The 24900-nt window shown below is 60.9% G+C and carries 20 protein-coding genes; 11 read left to right on the top strand and 9 right to left on the bottom strand.

The genetic code is table 11. From position 1 onward, the window contains the following. Nucleotides 1-6: 6 nt before the first annotated feature. From ACYVHK_RS08135 to flhA, 6 genes are all read right to left on the bottom strand, one after another. Nucleotides 7-750 (bottom strand): lysophospholipid acyltransferase family protein, encoded by a 744-nt coding sequence (locus ACYVHK_RS08135; protein ID WP_460529616.1) that lies wholly within the window; start codon nucleotides 748-750, stop codon nucleotides 7-9. Nucleotides 751-763: 13 nt separating this feature from the next. After that, nucleotides 764-1504, bottom strand: coding sequence for a MotA/TolQ/ExbB proton channel family protein (locus ACYVHK_RS08130; protein ID WP_460529613.1), 741 nt, complete (start codon nucleotides 1502-1504; stop codon nucleotides 764-766). 66 nt (nucleotides 1505-1570) lie between these two features. After that, entirely contained in the window at nucleotides 1571-2317 is a 747-nt protein-coding gene (locus tag ACYVHK_RS08125; RefSeq protein ID WP_460529610.1) for an RNA polymerase sigma factor FliA, read from the bottom strand. A 117-nt stretch (nucleotides 2318-2434) separates the two neighbouring features. Next, nucleotides 2435-3325, bottom strand: a complete 891-nt coding sequence (locus ACYVHK_RS08120) for a MinD/ParA family ATP-binding protein (protein ID WP_460529607.1) — start codon at nucleotides 3323-3325, stop codon at nucleotides 2435-2437. Nucleotides 3326-3333: 8 nt separating this feature from the next. After that, nucleotides 3334-5001 carry a flagellar biosynthesis protein FlhF gene (gene flhF, locus ACYVHK_RS08115; RefSeq protein WP_460529603.1) on the bottom strand — a complete coding sequence of 556 codons (1668 nt, stop codon included), beginning with the start codon at nucleotides 4999-5001 and terminating at the stop codon, nucleotides 3334-3336. 86 nt (nucleotides 5002-5087) lie between these two features. After that, nucleotides 5088-7166, bottom strand: a complete 2079-nt coding sequence (gene flhA / locus ACYVHK_RS08110) for a flagellar biosynthesis protein FlhA (protein ID WP_460529600.1) — start codon at nucleotides 7164-7166, stop codon at nucleotides 5088-5090. Nucleotides 7167-7561: 395 nt separating this feature from the next. Between flhA and ACYVHK_RS08105 the strand changes: the two genes are divergently transcribed. From ACYVHK_RS08105 to ACYVHK_RS08080, 6 genes are all read left to right on the top strand, one after another. Continuing rightward, complete coding sequence (locus tag ACYVHK_RS08105) at nucleotides 7562-8230, top strand: TetR/AcrR family transcriptional regulator (RefSeq protein ID WP_460529597.1); 669 nt, start codon at nucleotides 7562-7564, stop codon at nucleotides 8228-8230. A 20-nt stretch (nucleotides 8231-8250) separates the two neighbouring features. Continuing rightward, on the top strand, nucleotides 8251-10701 hold the full coding sequence (locus ACYVHK_RS08100) for an acyl-CoA dehydrogenase (RefSeq protein WP_460529594.1): 2451 nt from the start codon (nucleotides 8251-8253) through the stop codon (nucleotides 10699-10701). Nucleotides 10702-10958: 257 nt separating this feature from the next. Then, nucleotides 10959-12425 carry an OmpP1/FadL family transporter gene (locus ACYVHK_RS08095; RefSeq protein ID WP_460529591.1) on the top strand — a complete coding sequence of 489 codons (1467 nt, stop codon included), beginning with the start codon at nucleotides 10959-10961 and terminating at the stop codon, nucleotides 12423-12425. A 335-nt stretch (nucleotides 12426-12760) separates the two neighbouring features. Beyond that, complete coding sequence (locus tag ACYVHK_RS08090; protein ID WP_460529588.1) at nucleotides 12761-15130, top strand: 3-hydroxyacyl-CoA dehydrogenase/enoyl-CoA hydratase family protein; 2370 nt, start codon at nucleotides 12761-12763, stop codon at nucleotides 15128-15130. Between the two features lie 143 nt (nucleotides 15131-15273). Next, entirely contained in the window at nucleotides 15274-16479 is a 1206-nt protein-coding gene (locus ACYVHK_RS08085) for an acetyl-CoA C-acetyltransferase (RefSeq protein WP_460529585.1), read from the top strand. 124 nt (nucleotides 16480-16603) lie between these two features. Beyond that, nucleotides 16604-17170, top strand: coding sequence for a chalcone isomerase family protein (locus tag ACYVHK_RS08080; RefSeq protein WP_460529583.1), 567 nt, complete (start codon nucleotides 16604-16606; stop codon nucleotides 17168-17170). Between the two features lie 66 nt (nucleotides 17171-17236). Here ACYVHK_RS08080 and ACYVHK_RS08075 read toward each other — a convergent pair whose 3' ends face one another. Then, complete coding sequence (locus tag ACYVHK_RS08075) at nucleotides 17237-17902, bottom strand: DUF4124 domain-containing protein (protein ID WP_460529580.1); 666 nt, start codon at nucleotides 17900-17902, stop codon at nucleotides 17237-17239. Between the two features lie 237 nt (nucleotides 17903-18139). On the opposite strand from ACYVHK_RS08075, the gene ACYVHK_RS08070 reads away from it, so the two are divergent. From ACYVHK_RS08070 to ACYVHK_RS08060, 3 genes are all read left to right on the top strand, one after another. Beyond that, complete coding sequence (locus tag ACYVHK_RS08070) at nucleotides 18140-18616, top strand: low molecular weight protein-tyrosine-phosphatase (protein WP_460534041.1); 477 nt, start codon at nucleotides 18140-18142, stop codon at nucleotides 18614-18616. A gap of 120 nt (nucleotides 18617-18736) precedes the next feature. Beyond that, entirely contained in the window at nucleotides 18737-20026 is a 1290-nt protein-coding gene (locus tag ACYVHK_RS08065; protein ID WP_460529577.1) for an NCS2 family permease, read from the top strand. 91 nt (nucleotides 20027-20117) lie between these two features. After that, on the top strand, nucleotides 20118-20660 hold the full coding sequence (locus tag ACYVHK_RS08060) for a purine phosphoribosyltransferase family protein (protein ID WP_460529574.1): 543 nt from the start codon (nucleotides 20118-20120) through the stop codon (nucleotides 20658-20660). A 69-nt stretch (nucleotides 20661-20729) separates the two neighbouring features. Here the strand turns inward: ACYVHK_RS08060 and ACYVHK_RS08055 are convergent, their stop codons facing one another. Then, nucleotides 20730-21254 (bottom strand): cysteine hydrolase family protein, encoded by a 525-nt coding sequence (locus ACYVHK_RS08055; protein ID WP_460529571.1) that lies wholly within the window; start codon nucleotides 21252-21254, stop codon nucleotides 20730-20732. Nucleotides 21255-21459: 205 nt separating this feature from the next. On the opposite strand from ACYVHK_RS08055, the gene ACYVHK_RS08050 reads away from it, so the two are divergent. Continuing rightward, nucleotides 21460-22065, top strand: coding sequence for a TetR/AcrR family transcriptional regulator (locus tag ACYVHK_RS08050; protein WP_460529568.1), 606 nt, complete (start codon nucleotides 21460-21462; stop codon nucleotides 22063-22065). A gap of 67 nt (nucleotides 22066-22132) precedes the next feature. Here the strand turns inward: ACYVHK_RS08050 and prmB are convergent, their stop codons facing one another. Next, nucleotides 22133-23038, bottom strand: coding sequence for a ribosomal protein L3 N(5)-glutamine methyltransferase (gene prmB, locus ACYVHK_RS08045; RefSeq protein WP_460529565.1), 906 nt, complete (start codon nucleotides 23036-23038; stop codon nucleotides 22133-22135). 370 nt (nucleotides 23039-23408) lie between these two features. On the opposite strand from prmB, the gene ACYVHK_RS08040 reads away from it, so the two are divergent. Beyond that, a complete protein-coding gene (locus tag ACYVHK_RS08040) occupies nucleotides 23409-24818 on the top strand; it encodes a DEAD/DEAH box helicase (protein WP_460529562.1) in 1410 nt (469 codons plus the stop codon). The last annotated feature ends 82 nt before the right edge of the window (nucleotides 24819-24900 follow it).

Below are 24900 nucleotides of genomic sequence, written 5' to 3'. Positions count from 1 at the left end.
GTTCTCCTAGTCCAGGAAGCGACGCTGCCAGGCAAGGTAGAGGCCGTGAGCATGGTCCTTCATGGCTTCTGCCGAGGTGAAGTTGGCAGGATCAATGGGCTCGAATACATGGTAGTCCGCAGCGGGGTTACGTGCGGAAGCGATTTGCCAGAGTTTCAGCAAAAGGTGCTGCTCCGCCCATTCGAAGGTCTCCTGCGCCTGATAGTGCAGGAAGACCGGCAGCAAAGGTACGCCGCTCTCGAAGCTGGCAATGAAGGCGCCATTGAAGAAGCGGCTACCTACTCGCCGACCCTTGCAGCCCCCCTCTGGGTAGAGCGCCAGCCGGTCACCCTGCTTGGCGGCATCGATCAACGCCTGGGTAGCCGCCTTGCGAGAGGCGGAAGACTCCCGGTTGACGAACAGAGTGCGTGCCGCCACGGCGACCCGCCCCAATATCCACCAGTTGGCGACCTCGGCCTTGGCGAGCGAGCGCACCGGAAAGAGGGCGGGAATGCCGATATCCTCGAACAAGGAGGGATGGTTCGCGATCAGCACGTAGCGCTCAGGCAGCGTACCGCAATAGTGCTGGTGCAATCGTAGCCGGACGCCCAGTGCACGGACAAAACAGCGGCACCAGGCATGGAACAGGAGGGGGAAGACCCCTGCTACCGCCCGTCGTGGTAAACAGGACAGCAGTAGCAGGAGCAGGGTGAGCAGCAGGAAATCGATGATGGCCAGGAGGCGCCACAGCAGGCGTAGCAGGGCAGTCATCGCGCCGCGCTACCTAGACGATGAAGCCGCGTAACTTGCTTTCGATGATGCGCGGGTTCTCACCATGGGCGATGGCAACCAGGCCCTCGGCCAACAGTTCACGCCGTTTGACCTCGGTCGCAATGATCTGCTTGAGCTTGTTGCCGATAGGCAGGAAGAACAGGTTGGCGGAGCCCACGCCGTAGATGGTAGCCACAAAGGCGACGGCGATGCCCGAACCCAGCTTGGAAGGGTCGGTCAGGTTTTCCATGACGTGGATCAAGCCCATCACCGCACCCAGAATGCCGATGGTCGGCGCGTAGCCGCCAGCGGATTCCCATATCTTGGCGGCAGCACGATGCTTTTCCTCGTACGCGCCGATTTCAAGGTCCATGGTATGGCGGATGGCTTCTGGTTCGGCACCGTCGACCAGCATTTGCAGGGCACGTTTGACGAAGGGATCCTTCTCGCCCATCAGCGGGGTTTCCAGCGCAAGCAGGCCGCCACGCCGGGCCGTATTGCTCCAGCTGATCAACGATTTCACCCAGGGATCGAGCGCGGCGGTGGGGGGGATCAGTACCCAGCGCACCATCTTTACACCCAGCACGAAGTTGCTGGTACTGCTTTGAAGCAGTACGGCACCGATGGTGCCGCCCATGACGATCAGGAAGGCGGTCAGTTGCAGCAAGGAACTGATATTGCCGCCTTCAAGCAGTTGGCCGCCGACAATTGCGACAAGGCCAAGGAGAATGCCGATCAGGCTCAGTCTATCCATATGGATGAGGGGTTTTCTTGTTGGCGGGTACGCTGCCGTTTATAGCAGATTTGATCGACCGGACGGTCATTTCTGCGTCCAGTCATGCAGTTTGGTACGCAAGCGTGCCACAGCCTGGCTGTGCAGCTGGCAAACGCGGGATTCCGAGACGTTGAGCACGGCGCCGATTTCCTTGAGGTTCAGCTCCTGCTCGTAGTACAGGGCCATTACCATCTTCTCGCGCTCGGGCAATGTCTTGATGCCGTCGAGCAGTACCCGCTTGAAGTCGGCATCATCGAGCCCGTTGATCGGGTCCGCAGTATGGTCGGCCGCCATATTGTCGAGCGCATTACGGCCGTCGTCGTCGCTGTCGTAGTCGTCGTAATAGATCAACTGGTGACCGCGGCAATCAGCCAGCAGCTCCTGGTACTCGGCCAGTGGCAAATCCATGGACTTGGCAATCTCGGCTTCGGTGGGGGCGCGCCCCAGCTTGTGCTCGAGTTTGCTCATGGCCGCTTCGATATCCCGCATCGAACGTCGCAATTGCCGTGGCAGCCAATCGGCACCGCGCAATTCATCGAGCATGGCACCGCGTATGCGTTGCGTTGCATAGGTCTCGAACTGCACTTCGGCCGCCGGATCAAAATTGCGGCAGGCATCCATCAGGCCAATCAGACCTGCTTGGATCAGGTCGTCCACTTCCACGCTGGCTGGCAGGCGGGCCACCATGTGGTAGGCCAGCTTCTTGACCAGCGGTGCATACGTGTTGACACGCGCTTCGATCGAATCTGCAGCGTGTTGTTTGTAAGCACCAATGGCGCGGGACGTGGTCATGCGGGACATGTATCGGGGAGGATGACTTCTTTATGCGCCACGTCGACGGGTTTGCCAACGGGCCGGACGAAGATTAGCAATCACTGCTATGGCTGACAATGAGGTAAACCGCGGCTTTCAGCGGATTGAGGCCAGTCTGCGACTGACATCAAGGGCACGATACAGCAGGTTGGCACGGTCTGCGCTCCCGGTCTTTCGGGGCCAGCGACGCATCGCCACCGCCAGTTGGGCAAATGCCACGCTCGCCTCACTCTGCGGAAACACATGTGCCACCGGTTGCGCCAGCTTGTCGGCACGGGCAAGTTGCTCGTCTTCCGGCACGAAGCCGACTAGCTTCATCTTGACGTCCAGGTAGCGGCTAGCCACTTCCTTGACGCGCTGGAACAGCGCCATTGCGGTATCCAGCGTACGGACCCGGTTGGCAAGCAGGCGAAAGTCGCGGCGGCCGTATTCCGTATGCAGACGCTTGATGGCGGCGTAGGCCGCGGTGATGGAGTCGCCCGATGGCGTAATCACCACGATCACCTCGTCGGCCGACAGGGCCAGGCCGGGGGCATTGTCGTCCGCCACGGGGCGGGCATCGACCAACACCCAATCAATGCGGGCGATCAGCGAATCGTATTCGTCGGCCAACTGGTTGGCGCGTCCCGGCGGCAGGTGTCTGGCCAGCGTTGCGGAAAGCTTGACCGGCATGAGCTCAAAGCCGGGGGCGGCGAGCAACAGTTCGTCCAGCCGCACTTCGCGGCCTGCTACGTGTTCGAAATTGAAACGTTGCCGAAGTTGCAACCGATTGATCGCGTTGTGACGACTATCGTCTTCATCCAGCAACAGCACGCGCTGGTCCATGGCCGCGATGGCGGCGGCGAGGTTCAGCGACAGCGTAGTGACCCCCGTGCCGGTGCCACCGGTCAGCGCGACAGCCCGACCGCCGGGCCCGCCCACCAGCTTGCGCAGGCTGGAAGCCTGGTCGAGGGCGACCGTGGTGACGAGATTGTTGAGCCTGTCCATGACCATGCTCAGGCTGCGGCCTCACGCCAGGAAAAGTCCAGCGATGGCTGCTGGGCTCCCAGGAACAAGGGATATTCCTCGTTCTTCAGACGGTACGCCGGTGCTTCCGGCGGAGTCTTGAATACCCTGTCGACCAGGTACAGCCCGCTGGCGACATGCAGGTCTTCCGGCACCCGCTGGCCATTAGTGATGTAGTAGAGCGGCAGCTTGTAGCGCACGATGACATCCAGCCCGCTCCCGAGCGAGAACGCTTCGTCGGTCTTGGTAAAGATGCAGCCGGACAGCCCCTCGCCGTGATAGCGCTTGACCACGTCGTCCAGGGTCGTGCCCTGGGCGTTGGCGCTCAACAGCAGCAGCCGCTTGACCGGGGTGGTCTGGCCGGCCAGCAGGGCGATCTGCTCCACCACACGCTGGTCGCGCTGCCCCATGCCGACGGTGTCGATCAGTACGAGGTGCCGGTTGCGCAGATCGGCCAGGGTCTGCGCCAGGTCGGTTTCATCCGTTACCGCATAGACCGGCACACCCAGTATCTTGCCGTAGATGCGCAGCTGGTCTTGTGCACCGATCCGGTATCCGTCGGTGGTGATCAGCGCCACCTTGGCGGCACCATGCTTGAGCGTGGCACGGGCAGCCAGCTTGGCAACGGTCGTGGTCTTGCCCACGCCGGTCGGGCCGACAAGGGCATAGACCCCGCCAGCTTCGACGATATCCGCGCCGGGCCCCACCGTCGGCAGGTTGTGCTGCAAGGCGGTGCGTGCCCACTTCATGCCGCGCTCGGTGCTGTAGCCGCTAGGCATGTGCTCGACGATCTGTCTGCTCAGTGCCGGGCTGAAGCCCACGCTCAGCAGGCGGCGCAGCACTTCCAGCCGCTCTGGAGCGTGCCGTTTCAGTTCGTTCCAGGCAAGGCCCGCCAACTGACCTTCCAGCAGGTTGCGCAGCATCTTGATCTCGCTGGAGATGTCCTCCACCTCGTGCCCGATCGTTTCGATGCGACGCCCATGCTCGCCCATGTCCAGGCTGGACGGCGGGGATTCCTTGATCGGCGCAGGGGCCAGGGCTGGCGCGACGGGCTCCGGCGCCGGGTTCGCCGGTGGCATGACAGCCAGGGGAGGCAGCTCTCGGGTATTCAGCGTCGGCTCCTGACGAGGCTGGCTGAGTACCGGCTCCATCAGGTCCATCTCGGGGGGCTCATAGCGGTAGCGTGGTGTGAAATTGCCGCCGCTCGCTGCGGGATGGTCGTCCGGCACCACATCGCCACCCAATTTGGCCGACGTCATCATGGTGGGGATCGTCGGGGCAGGGCGCAGGGACGGGCGGATGTCGTCGAGACTGGGCTCGTCGTCATCGTCCAGCTCCGGCGGCAGGGCATAGGTACGCTGTATCGCACGGTTGGCGGATGCCGGTGGCCGTGGCGGCACCACGGTCGGCCGGGTTATGGGCGCTGCGGTCGTGGGTCGGCTGTCACCCAGGCGGGGTTCCGCAGGTTTGACAGGCGGCTTGGCGCCGAGGCCGTCGCTGCTTAGATGGGCGACCTCCGTGTCGGCTACCGCCATGATTTCAATATGCCCGTCCGGCAGTTGCCGATTCGAGAGGATGAGCGCATCCGGCCCCAGTTCGTCGCGTACCTGCTTCAGCACCTCTCGGGTGCTGGCACCATGGAATTTCTTGACGACCATGATCCTGTCCTTTGCTGGTCGATGAGTTATGCCGGTCAAGGCCCGCTTATGTCGCGGTTTTTCCTACTGATTCCTGCTACTGACGATCAGGCGGGAGCATGCCCGCCCAATACGCCAACAATACGTATGGTCTTGCTGTCCGGTATCTCGCTGTGCGCCAGTACCCGGAACTGCGGTATGGAGCGGCGCAGGAACCGACTCAGCAGGGGGCGCAACTGCGATGGCGTAATCAATACGCTGTTGAGTCCCTGATTTTCCATCTGCTCGGTCAACTGGCTGGCTTGCTGCAGCAAGGTCTCGGCCAGGCCGGGCTCCAGGCCGCCTCCGCGGCCCTGGCTGGCTTGCAGCAGTACCTGCTCGAGGCTTGGGTCGAGTGCGATGACCTGCAGCTCGTTCTCGCCCGGGAACAACTGGTGAACGATGGCCCGCCCGAGCGCCACGCGTACGGCAGAGGTCAGTTCGTCGATATCCGCCGTCTTGGTTACATGTTCGGCCAGAGTCTCCAGGATGGTGCGCATATCGCGGATATGCATGCTTTCGTCCAGCAGATTCTGCAGCACCTTCTGCAGGACGTTGAGCGGCACCACCTTGGGTACGATGTCCTCCACCAGCTTGGGGGATTCCTTGGCCAGATGGTCCAGCAATTGCTGTACCTCTTCCCGGCCCAGCAACTCGGGTGCATGGCTTTGCAGCAAATTGGAGATATGGGTAGCCACGACCGTGCTGGCATCCACGACCGTGTAGCCGAGCGACTGGGCCTGCTCCTTGAGATGGGCATCGATCCAGATCGCCGGCAGGCCGAAGGTCGGGTCGGTCGTCGGCGTTCCTGGCAGCGGACCCATGACCCGGCCTGGATTGATCGCCAGGAACTGGCCCGGCCAGGCTTCTCCCGCGCCAATATCGACCCCCTTGAGCTGGATGCGGTAGGCGTTGGGCTTGAGTTCAAGGTTGTCGCGAATATGGATGGGCGGCACCAGGAAGCCGAGATCCTGGGCAATCTTCTTGCGTATGCCGCGGATGCGCCTGAGCAGTTCGCCGTCCTGGTTGCGATCGACCAGCGGAATGATGCGATAACCGACCTCCAGCCCGACCGGATCGACCGCCGAGACGTCGTGCCAACCTACTTCCTGTGTCTGTTGTTCCTGGGCCTGCTGCGCCTGCTGGACGGCGGCGGCCTCCTGTATGGGGGCCTGCGCTTCCTTGGTCTTGGCGCGTTGCTCCAGGAAGTACGCAAGGCCCGCCATGCCGCTGGCCATCAGCAGGAAGGCAAAGTGCGGCATGTTGGGGATCAGGCCGAAAACACCGATCACCGCCGCAGTGATGTAAAGCGTGGTCGGGCGGGAGAACAACTGCCCCAGCAACTGCTCGGACAGATCCTGCCCATCGCCCACACGGGATACAACCAGACCGGCGGCGGTCGAGATGATCAGGCCGGGGATCTGCGCAACCAAGCCGTCGCCGATCGACAGCAGGATGTAGGTCTTGCCGGCCTGGGCAAATGGCATGTCGTGCGAAATCATGCCGACGATCATGCCTGCGACGAGGTTGATGACAATGATCAGGATGCCGGCGACGGCATCGCCGCGGACGAACTTGGAGGCACCATCCATGGAGCCGAAGAAGTCAGCCTCGTTGGCGATGATCTTGCGACGCCTGCGCGCATCCTCTTCGCCAATCAGGCCGGCGTTGAGGTCGGCATCGATGGCCATCTGCTTGCCGGGCATGGCGTCCAGGGTGAAGCGGGCGCTCACTTCGGCGATACGGCCGGCACCCTTGGTGATCACCACGAAGTTGATGATGGTCAGGATGACGAACACCACGATACCGACGGCGATGTTGCCACCGATCAGGAAGTGACCAAAGGCCTCGATCACCTTGCCGGCGGCGTCCTCGCCCTTCTGGCCCTCGGTCAGGATCACGCGGGTGGAGGCCACGTTCAGCGCCAGCCGCAGCAAGGTGGTCATTAGCAGCACGACCGGGAAGGCCGAGAAGTCCAATGGCTCCTTGGTATTGATCGATACCATCAGCACGATGATGGCGACCGCGATATTGAAGGTGAAGAACAGGTCGAGTACCCAAGCCGGTAGCGGCAGGATAAATAGCGTCAGCACCATCAGGACGAGGATGGGGCCTGCCAGCGATGAGATATTTAGCCGGGAAAACATGCGGTTGCTTTGTGTAGGCGCCTGTTGAATCTTGATAAAGCGGTTGCACAAACCGCGCTTCTTCTTTGAATTATCTCATTTTTTCTGATTTGTCACCTACAGAATGTGGAACGGGGGCTGCTGTGGAGAAAAGCGCAGCGCCGGGTCTGCCCTTGCCGCTTGCTTAACTAAACGGGTTGTTTGTCGGTGCCGGATTGATTGGTACTGGCAGAGAGGTGGTGCGTGGCTGCATCAGTCAGCCCCGCAAACCGTTGCACAATCGAGCGCTTGCTTGACTTTCTGCTCTATGAGACGTATGTTTCAAACAACCGTTTGATCGAATGCGCTATGCTAATTGTAACCACTACTGGTATGCATAGCCGTTCAACACGGCACCCACCCAAGCGGCAAGGTAAATGAGCGATCTTCTCGAAGCACGACAACTTGATACGGCAACGCGCATCCTGGATGCGGCTGAGGTGCTGTTTGTCGAGCATGGTTTCGAGGCGACCTCCATGCGCATGATCACCCAGAAGGCGGAAGTCAATCTGGCGGCGGTCAATTACCACTTTGGCAGCAAGGATGCATTGTTCCAGGGGGTATTCACCCGCCGTCTGACGCCGCTGACCAAGCTTGCGGTGCAGAACCTGGACAAGCTCGAATCCGATGCCGCTGGTGTGCCGCTGTCGGTGACGGCCATCATGCAAGCCTTCATGGATGCAGCGCTCGATATCGCGCATGACCCCAAGCGCGGCGGCGTGATCTTTGTCCGCCTGCTCAGCCGGACCTTTATCGAATCCCATCCGGCGCTGCGCGAAAGCCTGCCACGCCACTATGAAGAGCTGGTTGCCCGCTACGCGCAGGCAACGGCCAAGGCTTTGCCGCAAATAGACGAGAACGAGCTGCAATGGCGGCTCAACTTTGCCTTCTCCGCCATCTTCAATGCATTCGCAGGTAACAACATCCTGCGGCTGTTTGTCAGTGACCCGGTGGTCAACGCGCGTGACCCGCGCCTGATTGCCACTTACCTCGTGCCCTTCGTCGTGGCTGGCTTGACTGCGCCTGCCACCGCAAAGGGCACTTAACCCCTGCTAAGGAAGATCTCATGGCACTCACCATACTGATCGTCGTCCTGGCCATCCTGGCGCTTGGTTATTTCCGTGCGCCTCTGATTGCCTGGACTGTCGCGGCTCTGGCCGGCATTGCCTACGGCGTGTTTGGCCACGGCTGCCACATCGCCTGGTTGATCGGCGCTGGCGTGATCGCGCTGGTATTCAATCTGACTCCGCTGCGTCGCGCCCTGATCACTGGTCCCATCTTCGGCATTTTCAAGAAGATCACGCCGGCCATGTCGCAGACCGAGCAGGAGGCCATCAATGCCGGTACGGTGTGGTGGGATGCCGAACTGTTCTCGGGCAAGCCTGACTACAGCAAGCTGCACGCTTATGCCGCGCCCACGCTGTCGGCTGAGGAACAGGCTTTCCTCGATGGTCCGACCGAAGAGCTGTGCGGCATGATCGACGACTGGAAGATCACCCATGAGCTGAAGGATCTGCCGCCTGAAGTGTGGCAGTTCATCAAGGACAATGGCTTCCTGGGCATGATCATCAAGAAGAAGTACGGTGGTGTGGAGTTCTCCAACTACGCGCATGCCCGTATCGTGACCAAGATTGCTACCCGTGGTGGCTCCGCTGCCGTGACGGTCATGGTGCCGAACTCGCTCGGACCGGGCGAGCTGCTGCAGCATTACGGTACCGAAGCGCAGAAGGATTACTACCTGCCGCGTCTGGCCAAGGGCCTGGAAATTCCGTGTTTCGCCCTGACCAGCCCCTATGCGGGTTCCGATGCCGGCGCGATCCCTGACTTCGGCGTTGTTACGCGTGGTTCCTATACCGATCCGCGTACCGGCGAGCGTCACGAGAACGTCGTGGGTATCCGCCTGAGCTGGGAAAAGCGCTGGATCACGCTGGCGCCGGTTGCCACCATCCTCGGCATGGCGTTCAAGCTGTATGACCCGGAACACATTCTGGGCGACAAGGAAGACATCGGTATCACCTGTGCGCTGATTCCAACCGAGCACGAAGGCGTGCAGATCGGTCGCCGTCACTGCCCACCGGGTTCGGTGTTCATGAACGGCCCGACCATGGGCAAGGATGTATTCATTCCGCTGGAGTGGATCATCGGTGGCAAGGATTACGCAGGGCAGGGCTGGCGCATGTTGGTCGAGTGCCTGTCGGTCGGTCGTGCCATCTCGCTGCCCGCCATGTCGGTCGCATCCGGCAAGTTCGCCAGCTTCGTGACCGGTGCCTACGCCCGTATCCGCGAGCAGTTCGGCCTGTCGATCGGCAAGTTCGAGGGTGTGGATGAAGCGCTGGCCCGTATCGGCGGCTACACCTACCAGATGGATTCGGCCCAGCGCCTGGCGCTGGCTGGTCTCGATAGCGGCGAGAAGCCTTCGGTGATCTCCGCCATCCTGAAGTATCACAACACCGAGCGCATGCGTAAGGTGCTGAATGACGCCATGGATATCCACGGTGGCAAGGCTGTGGTGCTTGGCCCGCGCAACTACCTGGGCAATGCCTACCAGACCATTCCGGTCGGCATTACCGTGGAAGGCGCCAACATCCTGACCCGTTCCATGATCATCTACGGTCAGGGCGCTATCCGTTGCCATCCCTTCGTGCTGCGTGAAATGAAGGCGGCAATGGCCAATGACGGCGCCGAATTCGACAAGGCCTTCTCCGGTCATATCGGCTTCGTGTTCGACAACGCCATCCGTAGCTTCGTGCTGGGTCTGACGGGTTCCAAGATTGCCTCGTCCCCGGTCGGTGGCGATATCGCCCAGTACTACAAGGATGTGGAGCGTCTGTCGGCCGCGTTTGCGCTGGCTTCCGACATGGCCATGTTCAGCATGGGGGGCTCGCTCAAGTTCCGCGAGAAGATCTCGGCTCGTCTGGGTGATGTCCTGTCCAACCTGTACATCGCTACCGCTGCGTTGAAGCGCTTTGCGGATGATGGCAGCCCGAAAGAAGACCTGCCGCTGCTGAAGTGGTCGGTACTGCAGGCGCTGCATGATGCGCAAGAAGCCATGACCGGCTTCCTGGCCAACCTGCCGAACCGTCCGCTGGCTTTCGTGCTGAACTGGATCATCTTTCCGCTGGGTCGTCACTTCACCACCCCGCGCGATCGCCTCGGTACCAAGATTGCTCGCCTCCTGATGCAGCCGGGCGCCTCGCGTGACCGTCTGACTCGCGACGTGTTCATTCCGCAGTCCGAGACCGATGCGGTGGGTGTACTGAACCACGCCCTGAACGCGCATATCGAAGCGGAAAGCACGGAAGGCAAGCTGCGTCGTGCCCAGCGCGACGGCAAGCTGAAGGCGCTCAATGCCAAGGGCCGTCTGGATGAGGCGCTGGCTGGTGGTCTGATCACCGACGCCGAATTCAACGCCGTGACCCGTGCTCGTCGTCTGAAGCGCGAAGTCATCATGGTCGACGACTTCGACATGATGCTGGACAAGCACGACACTGAAATCAGCCTGCGTGAGCCTGTATAAAGCGTTGCTGTTGTAGGGCAAGACAAAAATCCCCGGCCTGGCCGGGGATTTTTTTGTGTTGGGGGTGCAACACTGTGACAAAAATGTCGTCAAGCTGCGGAAAGAGAGAATGGTCTGGCGGTTTTCGACTGATTACTCTAAAAGCCTGTGATATTCTGGGTTCGTCGGCCAAGCGCTTGATTATGGTCAGAAATAGAGCACGCTTTTAATACCCCCAAAAATGGAGAGATAAATCAATGAGGATGCACGCACTCCGCATGTCCGCGCTGCTGGTTGGCGCCGTTTTTGCCCAGCAGGCGTATGCCTCGGGCTATCACTTCGGTACGCAATCGGTCAGCGCCCAAGGTACGGCAAATGCCTCCGGTGCGGCAGCTGAAGATGCCTCGACCATTTTCTACAACCCGGCCGGTCTGACCAATGTGAAGGGCACCACCTTTTCGGGTGTGATCGACCTCGTCTTGCCACACGGGAAGTTTACCGACCAGGGCAGCCATACCGTTGGCGTGCAAAGCCCCGCCACTGGTCAGACCGTGATTCCGGGCCGCGCTACCGGCGGCAGCGATGGCGGTGATTTTGTCGAACCGACCGTCGTGCCGCACGCCTACTTCTCGCATCAGCTCAATGACCGCGCCACCGTGGGCTTTGGTGTGTTCGTGCCGTTCGGCTCCAAGACCGAATACAATGAAGACTGGGTTGGTCGCTACAACATTATCAAGACCGAACTGAAGACCGTTGCCCTGAACCCGTCGTTTGCCTTCAAGGCATCTGACATGGTCAGCGTCGGTGGTGGCATCACCGCTCAGTACATCGAAGGCAAGCTGATCAAGGGTGCCGATTTCGGTACTGGTGGTGTAGGCCTGTTGCTGCAGTCCGGCGCGATCAGCGCTGCGACCGCCAATGCCCTGTTGAACGTCGTCGGCGTTGCCGGTAATCCGAAGTATTCGGGCCAGGTCAACATCAAGGGTGACGACTGGGGCTTCGGCTGGAACCTGGGTGTGATGCTCAATATCGATCCGGGTACCCGTATCGGTATGGCTTATCGTTCCAAGATCAAGCACGAACTGCAGGGCGATGCCGTCTGGACCGTGCCTCAATCGTTCTCCGCTGCCGGCACCCCCTTCGGTGCGGCTGGGGCGATCGTGCAGGCTGGCCTGAACGCCCGCTACAGCAACAGCGCCGCCACCCTGAAGGTGGATACGCCGGAATCGCTGTCGATTTCGGGCTTCAAGCAAGTCAATGAGAAGCTGGCGCTGATGGCCGATATCACCCGCACCCGTCACTCGCGTTTCGAGGAACTGCGTGTCGACTTCGCCAACGGTCTGGCTGACTCCAATACGCCGGAAAAGTGGACCGACACCACCAAGGTCTCCTTCGGCGGCGCTTATCAGCTGAACGATACGATCAAGCTGCGCGGTGGTCTGGCTTACGACGAATCGCCGGTGGATGACAGCAACCGTACTGCTTCGATCCCGGATTCGAACCGCAAGTGGATCTCGCTGGGCGCCAACTGGGCCGTGTCGAAGGAAAGCTCGTTCGATTTCGCCTACTCCTTCGTGCAAGTCGGCAAGCCTAAGGTCAACGCGTTCGACAACGGTGGTCAGCTGGCTGCCAACGGTGCGCCGGTCTGTAACCAGACCAACAACACCTCCAGCTGCGCTACGCTGGTTGGTGAATACAAGGTGTACTCGCACATCCTGGGTGTGCAGTACAACCATCGCTTCTGATTCGGGCGATACCCTGAAAACGGCGCGGGCCTTTGGCTCGCGCCGTTTTTTCTTGTAAATTCCCGTTGGCACCTGTTGTGCATAACCGACGTTGAAACAGACGGCTGGGAAAATCCCATCGCTTGATGTACTCTATCAACCAAGCAAGCGCTAGGCTGAAACAAACGTTTGCATTAATGGTCTACGCTTAGGCCTGACATGAGCCACCCACTCCCGCGCCCCGCTAGGCGCACAGTTGAGGGGAGGGTGCTTCATGCAAGGCCCTGGAAGACCAAAGCACGCAATGGCGGTTGAATTTTGCGAGCCCCCGATTGACATCCCCATCGAGGAATACCATGTCCCAATCCAAATTCATCGTACGCAAGGTGGCCGTTCTCGGCGCCGGCGTGATGGGCGCACAGATTGCCGCCCACCTCGCCAATGCCAATGTAGAAGCCATCCTGTTTGACCTGCCGGCCAAGGAAGGCCCCAAGAGCGCCATCGCGCTTAAGGCTATCGAGGCACTGAAGAAGCAGAACCCGGCTCCGCTGGCCTCCAAGGGCCGCGCCGACTTCATCACGCCGGCCAATTACGATGAGCACCTGCACCTGCTCAAGGATTGCGACCTGGTTATCGAAGCCATCGCCGAGCGCATGGACTGGAAGCTGGGCCTGTACGAAAAGGTGGCCCCGCACCTGGGCGCCAACACCATTTTCGCGACCAACACCTCCGGTCTCAGCATCAACAAGCTGGCCGAGGGTTGCCCCGCCTCGATGCGTGCCCGTTTCTGCGGCATCCACTTCTTTAATCCGCCGCGCTACATGCACCTGGTGGAAATCATCCCGTGCGTGACTTCGGACCCCAGCACCCTGGATCAGCTGGAAGGCTTCCTCGCCACCACGCTGGGCAAGGGCGTCATCCGCGCCAAGGACACCCCGAACTTCGTGGCCAACCGCATCGGCGTCTACTCGATGCTGGCTGCCATCCACAATGCCGAGAAGTTCGGCATCCGCTTTGACATCGTTGACGACCTGACCGGCCCGCGCCTCGGTCGTCCGAAGTCGGCGACTTTCCGCACCGCCGACGTGGTGGGTCTGGATACTTTCGCCCACGTCGTCAAGACCATGCAGGACACCCTGCCGAACGACCCGTGGCACGCCTTGTTCCAGTCGCCGGTCTGGCTGCAGAAGCTGATCGAAGCTGGCGCCCTGGGTGCCAAGAGCAAGGTCGGTATCTACAAGCGTGAAGGCAAGACCAAGCTGGTGCTTGATCCTGCTGCCGGCCAGTACGTCGAAGCCAACAAGAAAGGTGACGACGCGGTCAAGGAACTGATGAAGATCAAGGATCCGGGCAAGCGTCTGCTGAAGCTCAAGGAATCCGCCAATCCGGAAGCCCAGTTCCTGTGGGCCTGCTTCCGTGACGTGTTCCACTACATCGCCGTGCATCTCGATACCGTTGCCGACAATGCTCGCGACGTTGACCTGGCCATCCGCTGGGGCTTCGGCTGGAACGAAGGCCCGTTCGAGACCTGGCAGGCCGCAGGCTGGAAGCAGGTTGCAGAATGGGTGAAGGCCGATATCGACGCAGGCAAGGCCATCGTCAATACGCCGCTGCCCGCCTGGGTGTTCGAGCGTGACGGCGTGCACGAAGCTGCCGGTTCCTACAGCGCCAGCAAGAATGCCCTGGTGCCGCGTTCGACCCTCGACATCTACCAGCGTCAGCTGTTCCCGGCTCAACTGGTCGGCGAAGCTGCACCGGTATACGGCGAGACCATATTCGAAAACGAAGGCGTGCGCGCCTGGACCAATGGCGATGGCGTGCTGGTAGTCAGCTTCCTGTCCAAGGCCCACGCCATTGGCCCGGCTGTGCTCGAAGGCATCAACAAGTCGATCGACATCGCTGAAGCCCAGTTCAAGGGCCTGGTGATCTGGCATCCGGAAGAGCCGTTCTCGGTCGGTGCCGACCTGTCGTCCATGCTGCCTGCTTTCATGGCGGGTGACTGGGTTGCCATCGAGAAGATGCTGGCTGACTTCCAGTCCATGACCATGCGTCTGCGCTACAGCCAGATTCCGGTCGTGTCGGCTACCCGCGGCTACGTGTTCGGCGGCGGCTGTGAAGTCTGTCTGCATTCGGACCGTGTCGTGGCGCATCTGGAGAGCTATGTCGGTCTGGTGGAAGTCGGCGTGGGCCTGTTGCCAGGCGCCGGTGGCACCAAGGAATTCGCCCTGCGTGCCTCGCAAGAAGCCCGTGGCGACGTTTTCGCCGCGCTCAAGGACCGCTACATGTCCATCGCCACCGCCAACGTGGCCAAGAGCGCCGAGGAAGCCAAGGAAATCGGCTTCTTCCGTGACTCGGACGTGATCGTGTTCAACCAGTACGAACTCCTGTACGTGGCCAAGCAGCAAGCGCTGGCCCTGGCAGAGTCCGGCTACCGCGCTCCCCTGAAGATCAAGGGCTTCCCGGTTGCTGGTCGCGCTGGTGCGGCTTCCATCAAGGGCCAACTGGTCAACATGAAGGAGGGCGGCTTCATCTCCCAGCATGACTACCATATTGGTGCGCTGATCGCCGACATCATCACCGGCGGCGATGTCGAGGCCGGTACGCTGGTGGACGAACAGTGGATTCTCGATCTGGAGCGCAAGGGCTTCCTGTCGCTGCTCAAGAACGAGAAGACCCAGGAACGTATCGCCTACATGCTGCAGAACAACAAGCCGCTGCGTAACTAACAGAACCCTCTCACCTTTCAGGAATCCGGTGCGGATCGACCTTTGGGTCGATCCCCGGTCCGGTAAAGGGGGAGGGTGGCTGCCAAGGCTTGGCCAGGCAGCCCTCTCTCCAGAGAAATCCTCAGGAATTTGGAGATTTTGAAATGACCAAACAAGTTCAAGAAGCCTACATCGTCGCCGCTACGCGTACGCCGGTCGGCAAAGCCCCGCGCGGCATGATGCGTTTCGTGCGCCCGGACGACATGCTGGCCCACACCATCCGTGAAGCCATGGCCCAGGTGCCAACCCTGGACCCGGCCCTGGTGGAAGACGTGATCGCCGGCTGCGCCTTCCCGGAAGCCGAGCAAGGCCTCAACATGGCCCGTATCTCGGCCCTGCTGGCTGGCCTGCCGCACACGACCGGTGGTCTGACCATCAACCGTTACTGCTCCTCGGGTATCAACGCAGTGCAGATCGCTGCTGACCGCATCCGCACCGGCGAAGCCGATGTCGTGATTGCCGGCGGTGCCGAGTCGATGTCGCTGGTGCCGATGATGGGCAACAAGGTTTCGCTTAACCCCGAGATCTTCAGCAAGGATGAGAATGTCGGTATCGCCTACGGCATGGGTCTGACCGCAGAGAAGGTAGCCGAGCAGTGGAAGGTGTCCCGCGATGATCAGGATGCGTTCGCTGTCGAATCGCATCGTCGCGCCCTGGCTGCGATCGAATCCGGCGAATTCAAGCAGGAAATCAGCCCGATCGAAGCGATCTACCGTAACCCCAACCTGAGCACCGGTGAAGTCGAGATCATCAAGAAGGTGCTGGGCACCGACGAAGGTCCGCGCGCTGGTACCACGCTGGAAGGTCTGGCCAAGCTCAAGACGGTATTCGCCGCCAAGGGTTCGGTCACTGCTGGTAACTCCTCGCAGATGTCCGATGGCGCTGCCGCCGTGGTGATCGTCTCCGAGAAGATTCTCAAGCAGTTCAACTTGGTGCCGCTGGCCCGCTACGTCGGCTTTGCCGTCAAAGGCGTGCCGCCGGAAATCATGGGCATCGGCCCCAAGGAAGCCATCCCGGCCGCGTTGAAGGTTGCCGGCCTGACCCTGGATGACATCGCCTGGATGGAGTTGAACGAAGCCTTCGCCGCACAGGCCCTGGCCGTGATCCGTGATCTGGGTCTGGATACCAGCAAGGTCAACCCGCTGGGCGGCGCCATTGCCCTGGGTCACCCGCTGGGTGCTACCGGTGCGATCCGTACTGCTACCTTGGTCCACGGCATGCGTCGTCATGGCCAGCAAGGCAAGTACGGCATGGTGACCATGTGTATCGGTACCGGTATGGGTGCCGCTGGCATCATTCAGGCGCTGTAAAGCAAGCCTGTGTCAGCTTGAGGGCCGGTCGGCAGGATTGCCACCGGCCTTTACCATTAGCAGGGGACCTTGCCGCCGCGTCCGGCAGGCAAGTTTGCAAACATCAGGAAGGACGGAGACAACAATGAAGAAAACCATCGTAATGATGCTGGCCGCAGGTAGCCTGTTCGCCGGTGCGGCCGAGATCGGTGGCGTCCGGGTGGACGACGCAGTCAAGGTGGCCGGGCAGGATCTCAGCCTCAATGGTGGCGGCATTCGCTACAAGTGGGGCGTGGCCAAGGTCTACGTGGGTGCGCTCTACACCGCCCAGAAGGCCAACAATGGCGATGCAGTGATCGCGGACGCCAAGCCGCGCCGTATCTCCCTGACCCTGCTGCGCAATGTGCCGACGGACAAGCTGCACGACTCCCTGATCGATGGCCTGGAAGCCAACTGCAGCGAGGCCGAACTCGCTGCCTTGCAGCCGCGTATCAAGGAACTGAACACCATCTTCCAGTCGGTTCAGGAAGTGAAGCAGGGCGATGTGATTGCCCTGGACTTCCTGCCAGGCAAGGGCACGCAGATCACCATGCGCGGCCAGATCAAGGATGTGATCGCCGGTGATGAATTTGCACGCGCCTTGCTGAAGGTGTGGTTGGGCAAGAACCCGGCCAGCGATAGCCTCAAGAGCAATCTGCTGGGCAGCAAGTAAGCCACTTTCGACGTGCATGAAAAAGGCCGCCTTTCGGGGCGGCCTTTTTCATGCACGTAACGGGCTCTACTTGAGACTGTTCATTTCTTCGCGCAAGCGATCGACCTCTGCCCGATTGGATTTCATCCGGTTATCGTAGTTGACCGTGACAGCCTGCATCTCGGCCGTGATGCTTTGCTCCCAGGTGGCGCCGTTGGCCACATTGGTATCAGGCTTCTTGTTGCGGAGTGCGTCGATTTCCTTGTGCATCCGGTCGCCCATGCGGTCGTAATCACGGTCCAATTGCTCGATGCGCTCGCGCAGAATGCGCTTTTGCTTGGTGGCCTCCGCAGCCTGCGCCTCATCCAGCATACGTTCGTAGGCATTCTTGGGTTTGGGCGGCGGGGGCGGGGGCGGCGTTTCTGCGGGCGCAGCGCCAGCGCCCTTGGCCGGGGGTGTCGCTGGCGCTGCGGTATTGGCGGCGCCTGCCGGCGCCGGCGCAGCGGGCTTGCTGGCGGCCGCTGGCGAGGGTGCTGCAGGCGCAGCCGCCGGTGCTGGAGCGGTCTTGGGGGCGGTGTCGACTGCGGCCTGGCCACCGCTGGGGCGGACCTTGATGGCCGTTGCCTTCTGAGTGTTGGGGCAGGGCATGTCGGAGAATGTCACGCTGCCCGAGGCATCGGTACATTTGTTGATGGCCATTGCCGGCGTTGTCAGGCCCAGCGTGGCAATGACCAGCAGCGCGTGTTGCTTCATGCTTCCTCCGTAAGTAGATCGACAAAGGGAGCCAATGCAATAGGCTCTCACCCCATGTCGCAGGCATAATTCTATCCGGATTGTGGCCTGCTGTTGTATCGCTGGAGGCGGTGATGCAAGGGCTGTGGTGAGATGATTGCAGTACCCTGGCAACAGCTGGAGTAAGTGTTTGATTCATTTGGCGCCAAATGGTACATTTCGCGCCTTTTTCGTGGCGTCATTCCTGTTTGTAAGGTTATGAATAATAAGGAAATTAAGTCCGTATTGATGGTCTGTACCGGGAACATCTGCCGCTCTCCAACGGCGGAAGGGGTACTGCGCGTGCGTGCGCAGGCCGCCGGACTGGATCTGGACATTGATTCCTGCGGCACTCAGGATTTCCACGCCGGCGAGCAACCGGACCGTCGCTCGCAGCAGCATGCGCTTCGCCGTGGCTATGATTTGTCGCGTCAGCGCGCGCGCAAGGTCACCGCGGCGGACTACCATCGCTTCGATCTGATACTTGCGATGGATCGCAGCCACCTTGCTCATCTGAGGGCGGAGTGTCCCTTGCCGCAGCGCCACAAGCTCATGTTGTTTCTCGATTTCAGCCGCTTGCAGCAGGGTGGCGATGTGCCGGATCCCTACTATGGTGGGGAGGCCGGGTTTGAACGTGTCCTGGATCTGATCGAGGATGCGTCCGACGGATTGGTCCGGCACCTGCGCAGTACCTAGATAGCAATAGACAAGAAACGTTGTCGGGTGCTTGCCTGCAATGCGGCAGGCAGTCCCGAGCAACGTCTGTAACGACCCGCAAACTGCAATAACCAAATCAACTGACCAGGGGAATATTTGATGCTCGAAACGCTGTTCAAGCTGCGTGAGCACGGCACCGATGTTAAGACTGAGGTGCTGGCCGGCTTCACCACCTTCCTGACGATGGCCTACATCATCTTTGTCAATCCGGCCATCCTGTCGGAAACCGGCATGGATTTCAAAGCCGTCTTTGTTGCGACCTGCATTGCCGCTGCGCTGGGTTCGGCCGTCATGGGCCTTGTTGCCAACTACCCGATCGCCCTGGCACCGGGCATGGGCCTCAATGCCTATTTCACCTTCTCGGTGGTCAAGGGCATGGGCGTGAGCTGGCAGGTGGCACTGGGCGCCGTGTTCCTGTCGGGCATCATCTTCCTGGTGATCAGCCTGTTCAAGGTACGGGAGGCCATCGTCAACGCCATTCCGCACTCGCTCAAGCTGTCCATTTCGGCGGGTGTCGGCCTGTTCCTTGCCATCATTGCGCTCAAGAATGCTGGCATCGTGGTGGGGCACCCCGCGACCCTCGTCACGCTGGGCAATGTGCATGATCCCAAGGCACTGCTGGCCATCTTCGGCTTCCTGCTGATCCTGGCGCTGGAATACCGCAAGATCACCGGTGGCGTGATCATCGGCATCCTGGTGGTTACCGTGCTTGCCATCCTGTTGGGATACCAGCAGTTCAGTGGTGTGTTCGCCATGCCGCCAAGTGTCGCCCCGACCTTCATGCAGATGGATCTGCAAGGCGCGCTGACTGCGGGCTTGTTGGGCGTGGTGTTCGTGTTCTTCTTTGTCGACCTGTTCGATACCACCGGGACCCTGATCGGCGTCTCGCACCGTGCCGGCCTCCTGGATAGCCAGGGTCGCCTGCCGCGCCTCAAGCGCGCACTGATGGCCGATTCGACGGCCATCGTCGCCGGCGCCGCACTGGGTACGTCGAGCTGCACCGCCTACGTGGAGTCCGCTGCCGGCACCGCCGTGGGCGGCCGCACCGGTTTGACCGCCGTGGTCGTCGCCATCCTGTTCCTGGCGGCCTTGTTCCTGTCGCCGCTGGCGGGTGCCGTACCTGCCTACGCCACCGCCCCAGCCTTGTGCTATGTCGCGGTGTTGATGGCGCGCGGCCTGGCCGAGATCAACTGGGATGACCTGACCGAGTCAGCGCCTGCAGTGATTACCGCGCTGGCCATGCCGTTCACCTTCTCGATCGCCGATGGCATCGCGTTCGGTTTCATCAGCTATGCTGGCCTGAAGCTGCTGTCCGGCCGCTACAAGGATCTGTCCCCGGCCGTGGTGATCATCGCCATCCTGTGGATCGTGAAGTTCGCGCTGTTCTGATTCTGGCCCTTGGTGCCACTGCGCAGTGCTGGTTGGGCCGATCCGGGCCCAGCCAGCGCCGCCAAGCTGTACATTTTCTAGAGACACAAAGATGCTGATAGACCCAAGCTATATCCGTGACCGTATCCGTACCGTGCCGGATTGGCCGCAGGCTGGCGTGCAGTTCCGCGACATCACGCCGCTGCTGCAAGATCCCAAGACTTTCCGGGTGCTGGTGGATTGCTTTGTGCACCGCTACATGGATATGCAGGTGGATGTCGTGGCCGGCGTGGATGCCCGTGGCTTCATCCTCGGTTCCGTCATTGCCTACGAACTCAATCGTGGTTTTGTGCCGGTACGCAAGAAAGGCAAGCTGCCTTTTCATACCGTGGCCGAGGAATATGAGCTGGAGTATGGCTCCGCAACGGTCGAGCTGCATTCCGATGCGATCCGGCCGGGTCAGCGCGTACTGCTGATCGACGACCTGGTTGCAACCGGCGGCACCATGATTGCGGCGTCACGCCTGATCCGCAAACTGGGTGGGGAAGTATTCGAAGCTGCGGCGATTGTTGACTTGCCGGAACTGGGCGGCTCGAAACTGGTACGGGAGCAGGGCATTTCCCTGTTTACCGTCTGTGATTTCAGCGGCCATTGATCGGTCGGCATCGTCAATGAAAAAGGGACCTTCGGGTCCCTTTTTTCACGTCGGCGGGTGGTGCTGGCGCTAGTGCGCCATGGCTAGCGGCAGGGCAGGTTCATCTCGCAGGATGGCCAGCAATTCGTCACTAGGCAATACCTCTATGACGCGCCCCGGGCTGATCCAGTCGGCCATGATCTGGTTGTAGTGCTCGATGATCTGCTCGGCCCGGATCAGGTCGCGGTCTGCTGCGAGATGCGCATCACTGGCCATGATCAGATCGAAACCGTGCGCCAGCGTGCGCCTGGCCGTCGCCATAACGGTGCCGTCGGTACAGTTGCCGCAGAGTACGACGCTGCTGATGCCGGCGTTGCGCAGATGGCGAGCCAGTCCGGAGCCGGCGAACGCATCCGCGCCGTAACGCAACAGGCATTGCGCGCGCCCGTCATCCTGGGGCGGCCGATAGCTGTCCAACGCATTGCCGACACGATAGACCCGCTCACCGGATTGGCTGAAACCGGTAAACAGTGCGGCGATGCGTTCGTTAATGCCATTCGCCAGCGGCGTATCCGGTACTTCCTGACTTTCGACGACAACCAATGCCCAGGCCATGGCGCTACTCCCTGACGGCTCTTGCTATGAATGACGGGTCGCAATGCGGCCGAGTAGTTTTAATTTGAACTGAATAGTATCAATGTGAGACTAGTTAGTCGCAATTGAACTGTCAAGTTTCAAATGGCATCACTTGCGGCTAGAATGGGTAGCAGGAACAGCCCGGTGCAGGGCGTGATGCCGAGACAGCAAGGCGATACCCGATATGGAAGTGACGACCTTTCGTCAGAAGATGCAGCTGGCCCGTGAGGACGCGATCCTGACGGCCGTGAATACCTTGCTCGCCAGCAAGGGTTTCGAACTGATGACCGTGGATGAAGTGGCGCTGGAGGCGGGCATTGCCAAGGCCAGCCTGTACCGGCATTTTCCGTCCAAGGAAGACTTGGCCGCAGCGGCCATGATCCGGGTATTGGACGAAGCACTGGCGGTGTGCGCTGCGTTGCCTGACAAAGAGCTGCCGCAGCTCAAGCTCAAGGCGGTGGCGCAATGGGCCATGCTGGCGGTACTGGAGGCCAGAATGCCTTCGCTGCCCCATGCCAACTCGTCCCTGGTGACCGCGCTGTCGCGTAACGAGGCGTATCTGGAACGGGTGTTCCGGCTCAGCGACGTACTGGGCGAGTGGATTGTGGAGGCGCAGGCATCAGGCGCCCTGAATGCAACGCTGCCCCCCCAGTTGATTCTGTACAACCTCTACGCCCGGGCCTGCGACCCGGTATTGCAGGTCATGAAGGCATCGGCCATCTATGACGATGCACAGATCGTCGCACTGCAACTGCAGGCCTGTATGGAAGGTTGGGCAGGGAAGGGTTGACTGACCTGATCACTTTGCCATGCAAAACGCCGCCCGGGAGGCGGCGTTTTTGCGTGCTGTGGCGGGTCTAGTAGCCTGCTTCGATCAGCATTTCGCGGGTCAGCAGGAAAACAAAGCCGTCGCCGCTGCTGGTATCGAGCCAAGTGAATTCCAGCTCCGGATATTGGGGCTCGAGCACTTCGCGGTTGTGGCCGATCTCAACTACCAGTACGCCATGCGGATTCAGGAAGCGGCTGGCGCTTTCGATGATGGCACGGGTGGCATCCAGGCCATCCTCGCCACTGCCAAGCGCCAGTTCCGGCTCATGCAGGTATTCCTGCGGCAGGGCGGCGACCGAAGGCGCATCGACATAGGGCGGGTTTGAGATGATCAGGTCATAGGTTTCGCCTTCGACCGCCGCAAACAGGTCGGACTCCAGCAACTGTACCCGGTCCGCCAGGCCGTAATCGCCCACGTTGATGGCGGCGACTTCCAATGCCTCGGGCGAGAGATCGACGGCATCGACCTCGGCGTCGGGATAATGTTCGGCCAGCAGGATGGCGAGGCAGCCGGAGCCGGTGCACAGGTCCAGCGCGCGATGCACCAGTTCCGGGTACTCGATCCAGGGCGTCAATGCGTCCGGCATCAGTTCGGCGATAAAAGAGCGCGGCACGATAACCCGCTCGTCAACATAGAACCGGTACACGCCCAGCCAGGCCTCATGCGTCAGGTAGGCGGCAGGCTTCCGGGTGGTGACGCGTGCCTCGATCAGTTGCAGTGCGGCGTCGAGTTCGTCCGGCAGCAGCCGCGCTTCCAGAAAGGGGTCCAGCTTGTCGAGTGGCAGCTTGAGGCTGTGCAGGACGAGGTAGGCGGCTTCATCCCAGGCGGTCTGGCTGCCGTGGCCAAAGAACAGCTCGGCTTCATTGAAGCGCGAGATGGCAAAGCGCAGCAGGTCGCGCACGGTGAGCAAATGTTGGCGGGCAATGTTGTACATGAGTGGCGACGACGTAGTGGATCGGTGTATTGGCGCAATCTGCCGGCAAGTCCGCAGGCTCGTGATCCAAGCAAGGGGCCGGCTAGAAACGGAATAAGGATGGCCGCCGGGAAAGTCTGACTTGAAGGCTAGCGCACGGCAAAGCCGAATGCCCGGGTGACGGGGGCTCCGCGGTGTTGCCGGCAGGTCTATAAGCAGGTTCTAACGGCCTTGCAAAAGTGGCATTCTACCGGAGCCTGTGGCTGCTGCTGCTTAAAACCCGGATTTTCCTTTGGAATTCGTGGCTTAGGCGTTTCAATCATTGCGCGAGACGCGTATAGTGGCGACCTCACGGGCGTTTGGCCCGTTTTTGTCTTGGAGATTCACCCGCATGTCATTTGACAGCCTCGGCTTGCATGCCGAGATTCTGCGTGCCGTTCTGGATTCCGGCTATACCGAGCCGACTCCGGTACAAGCGCGCGCCATTCCCGTGGTGTTGGCCGGCCGCGATGTAATGGGCGGTGCCCAGACCGGCACCGGCAAGACAGCGGCCTTTACGCTGCCCATGCTGCACAAGCTGCAGCCTTATGCCAATACCAGTGCCTCTCCGGCTCGCCATCCCGTCCGTGCGCTGATCCTGACGCCGACTCGCGAGCTATGCGACCAGGTGTTCGCCAGCGTCACTACCTACAGCAAGTACCTGCCATTGCGTGCGACGGCCGTATTCGGCGGGGTCGACATGAAGCCCCAGACCGAGTCGCTGCGTCGTGGTTCGGAAATTGTGGTGGCAACACCCGGCCGGCTGCTGGATCATGTCCAGGGCAAGTCCATCGACCTGTCGCAAGTCGAGATTCTGGTACTGGATGAAGCCGACCGTATGCTGGACATGGGTTTCATCCTCGATATCCGTCGTATCCTGAGCCTCCTGCCGGCCCATCGGCAGACCCTGCTGTTCTCGGCGACGTTCGCGCCCGAGATCAAAAAGCTGTCCGAAGATTTCATGCGCAACCCGGAGCTGATCGAAGTCGCGCGGCGCAATGCCACCAACGAGTCGGTTACCCAGTACCTGCACGCGGCAGAGCCTGCCAACAAGCGTCGCGTCCTGGCTCACCTGATTCGCCATCACGATATGCAGCAGGCTATTGTCTTTACCCGCACCAAGCTGATGGCGGAGCGCCTGTCGCGTGAACTCAAGCGTGACGGTTTCAATTGCGAAGCCATCCATGGCGACCGTACCCAGCAATCCCGGCTGGAAACGCTGGCGGCCTTCAAGGAAGGTACACTGCGCATCCTGGTGGCGACAGATGTTGCCGCACGTGGTCTGGATGTGAGCGAGTTGCCCTTCGTGGTCAACTTCGAATTGCCGACCAATGCCGAAGACTATGTGCACCGGATCGGCCGTACCGGTCGCGCTGGTGCCACCGGCATAGCGATCTCGCTGGTCGGACCCGACGAGGACAAGTCGCTGGGCCTGATCCGCAAGCTGACGAACAAACCCCTGGAAATCACCGCCGTACCGGGTGAAGTGCAGCAACGCTCCGGTGGTGAGCGTCCGCAGCGCGAATACCGCGAGAGCCGTGAACCGCGTGCCGAACGCGAGCCGCGTACGCCGCGTGAAGGTGGCCGCCGCAGTGATATCCATCAGGTGGAGACACCGTTGGTGGAAGGTCGTCGCGGCAACCATTCCGCGGTGCTGGGCGGCCGTGTGGCCGGGGCGATCAACCACTTCCACTATGCGCGTGACGTTGCGCGGGAGTTGCCGGCCCTGTTGTTGCCACCGCGTTATACGGTGTCCAAGTAAGTCCTCAGGGCGCACTTTCCAGTGCGCCCTTTGTTTTTCCGCAACGGGTTTGTCGCTTGCGACGCGGTCGACATAGCCCGCA

The sequence above is a fragment of the Chitinimonas naiadis genome (assembly GCF_054780835.1).
Note: the sequence above shows the minus strand (reverse complement) of the source record. Positions and strands in the feature narration are given on the sequence as shown.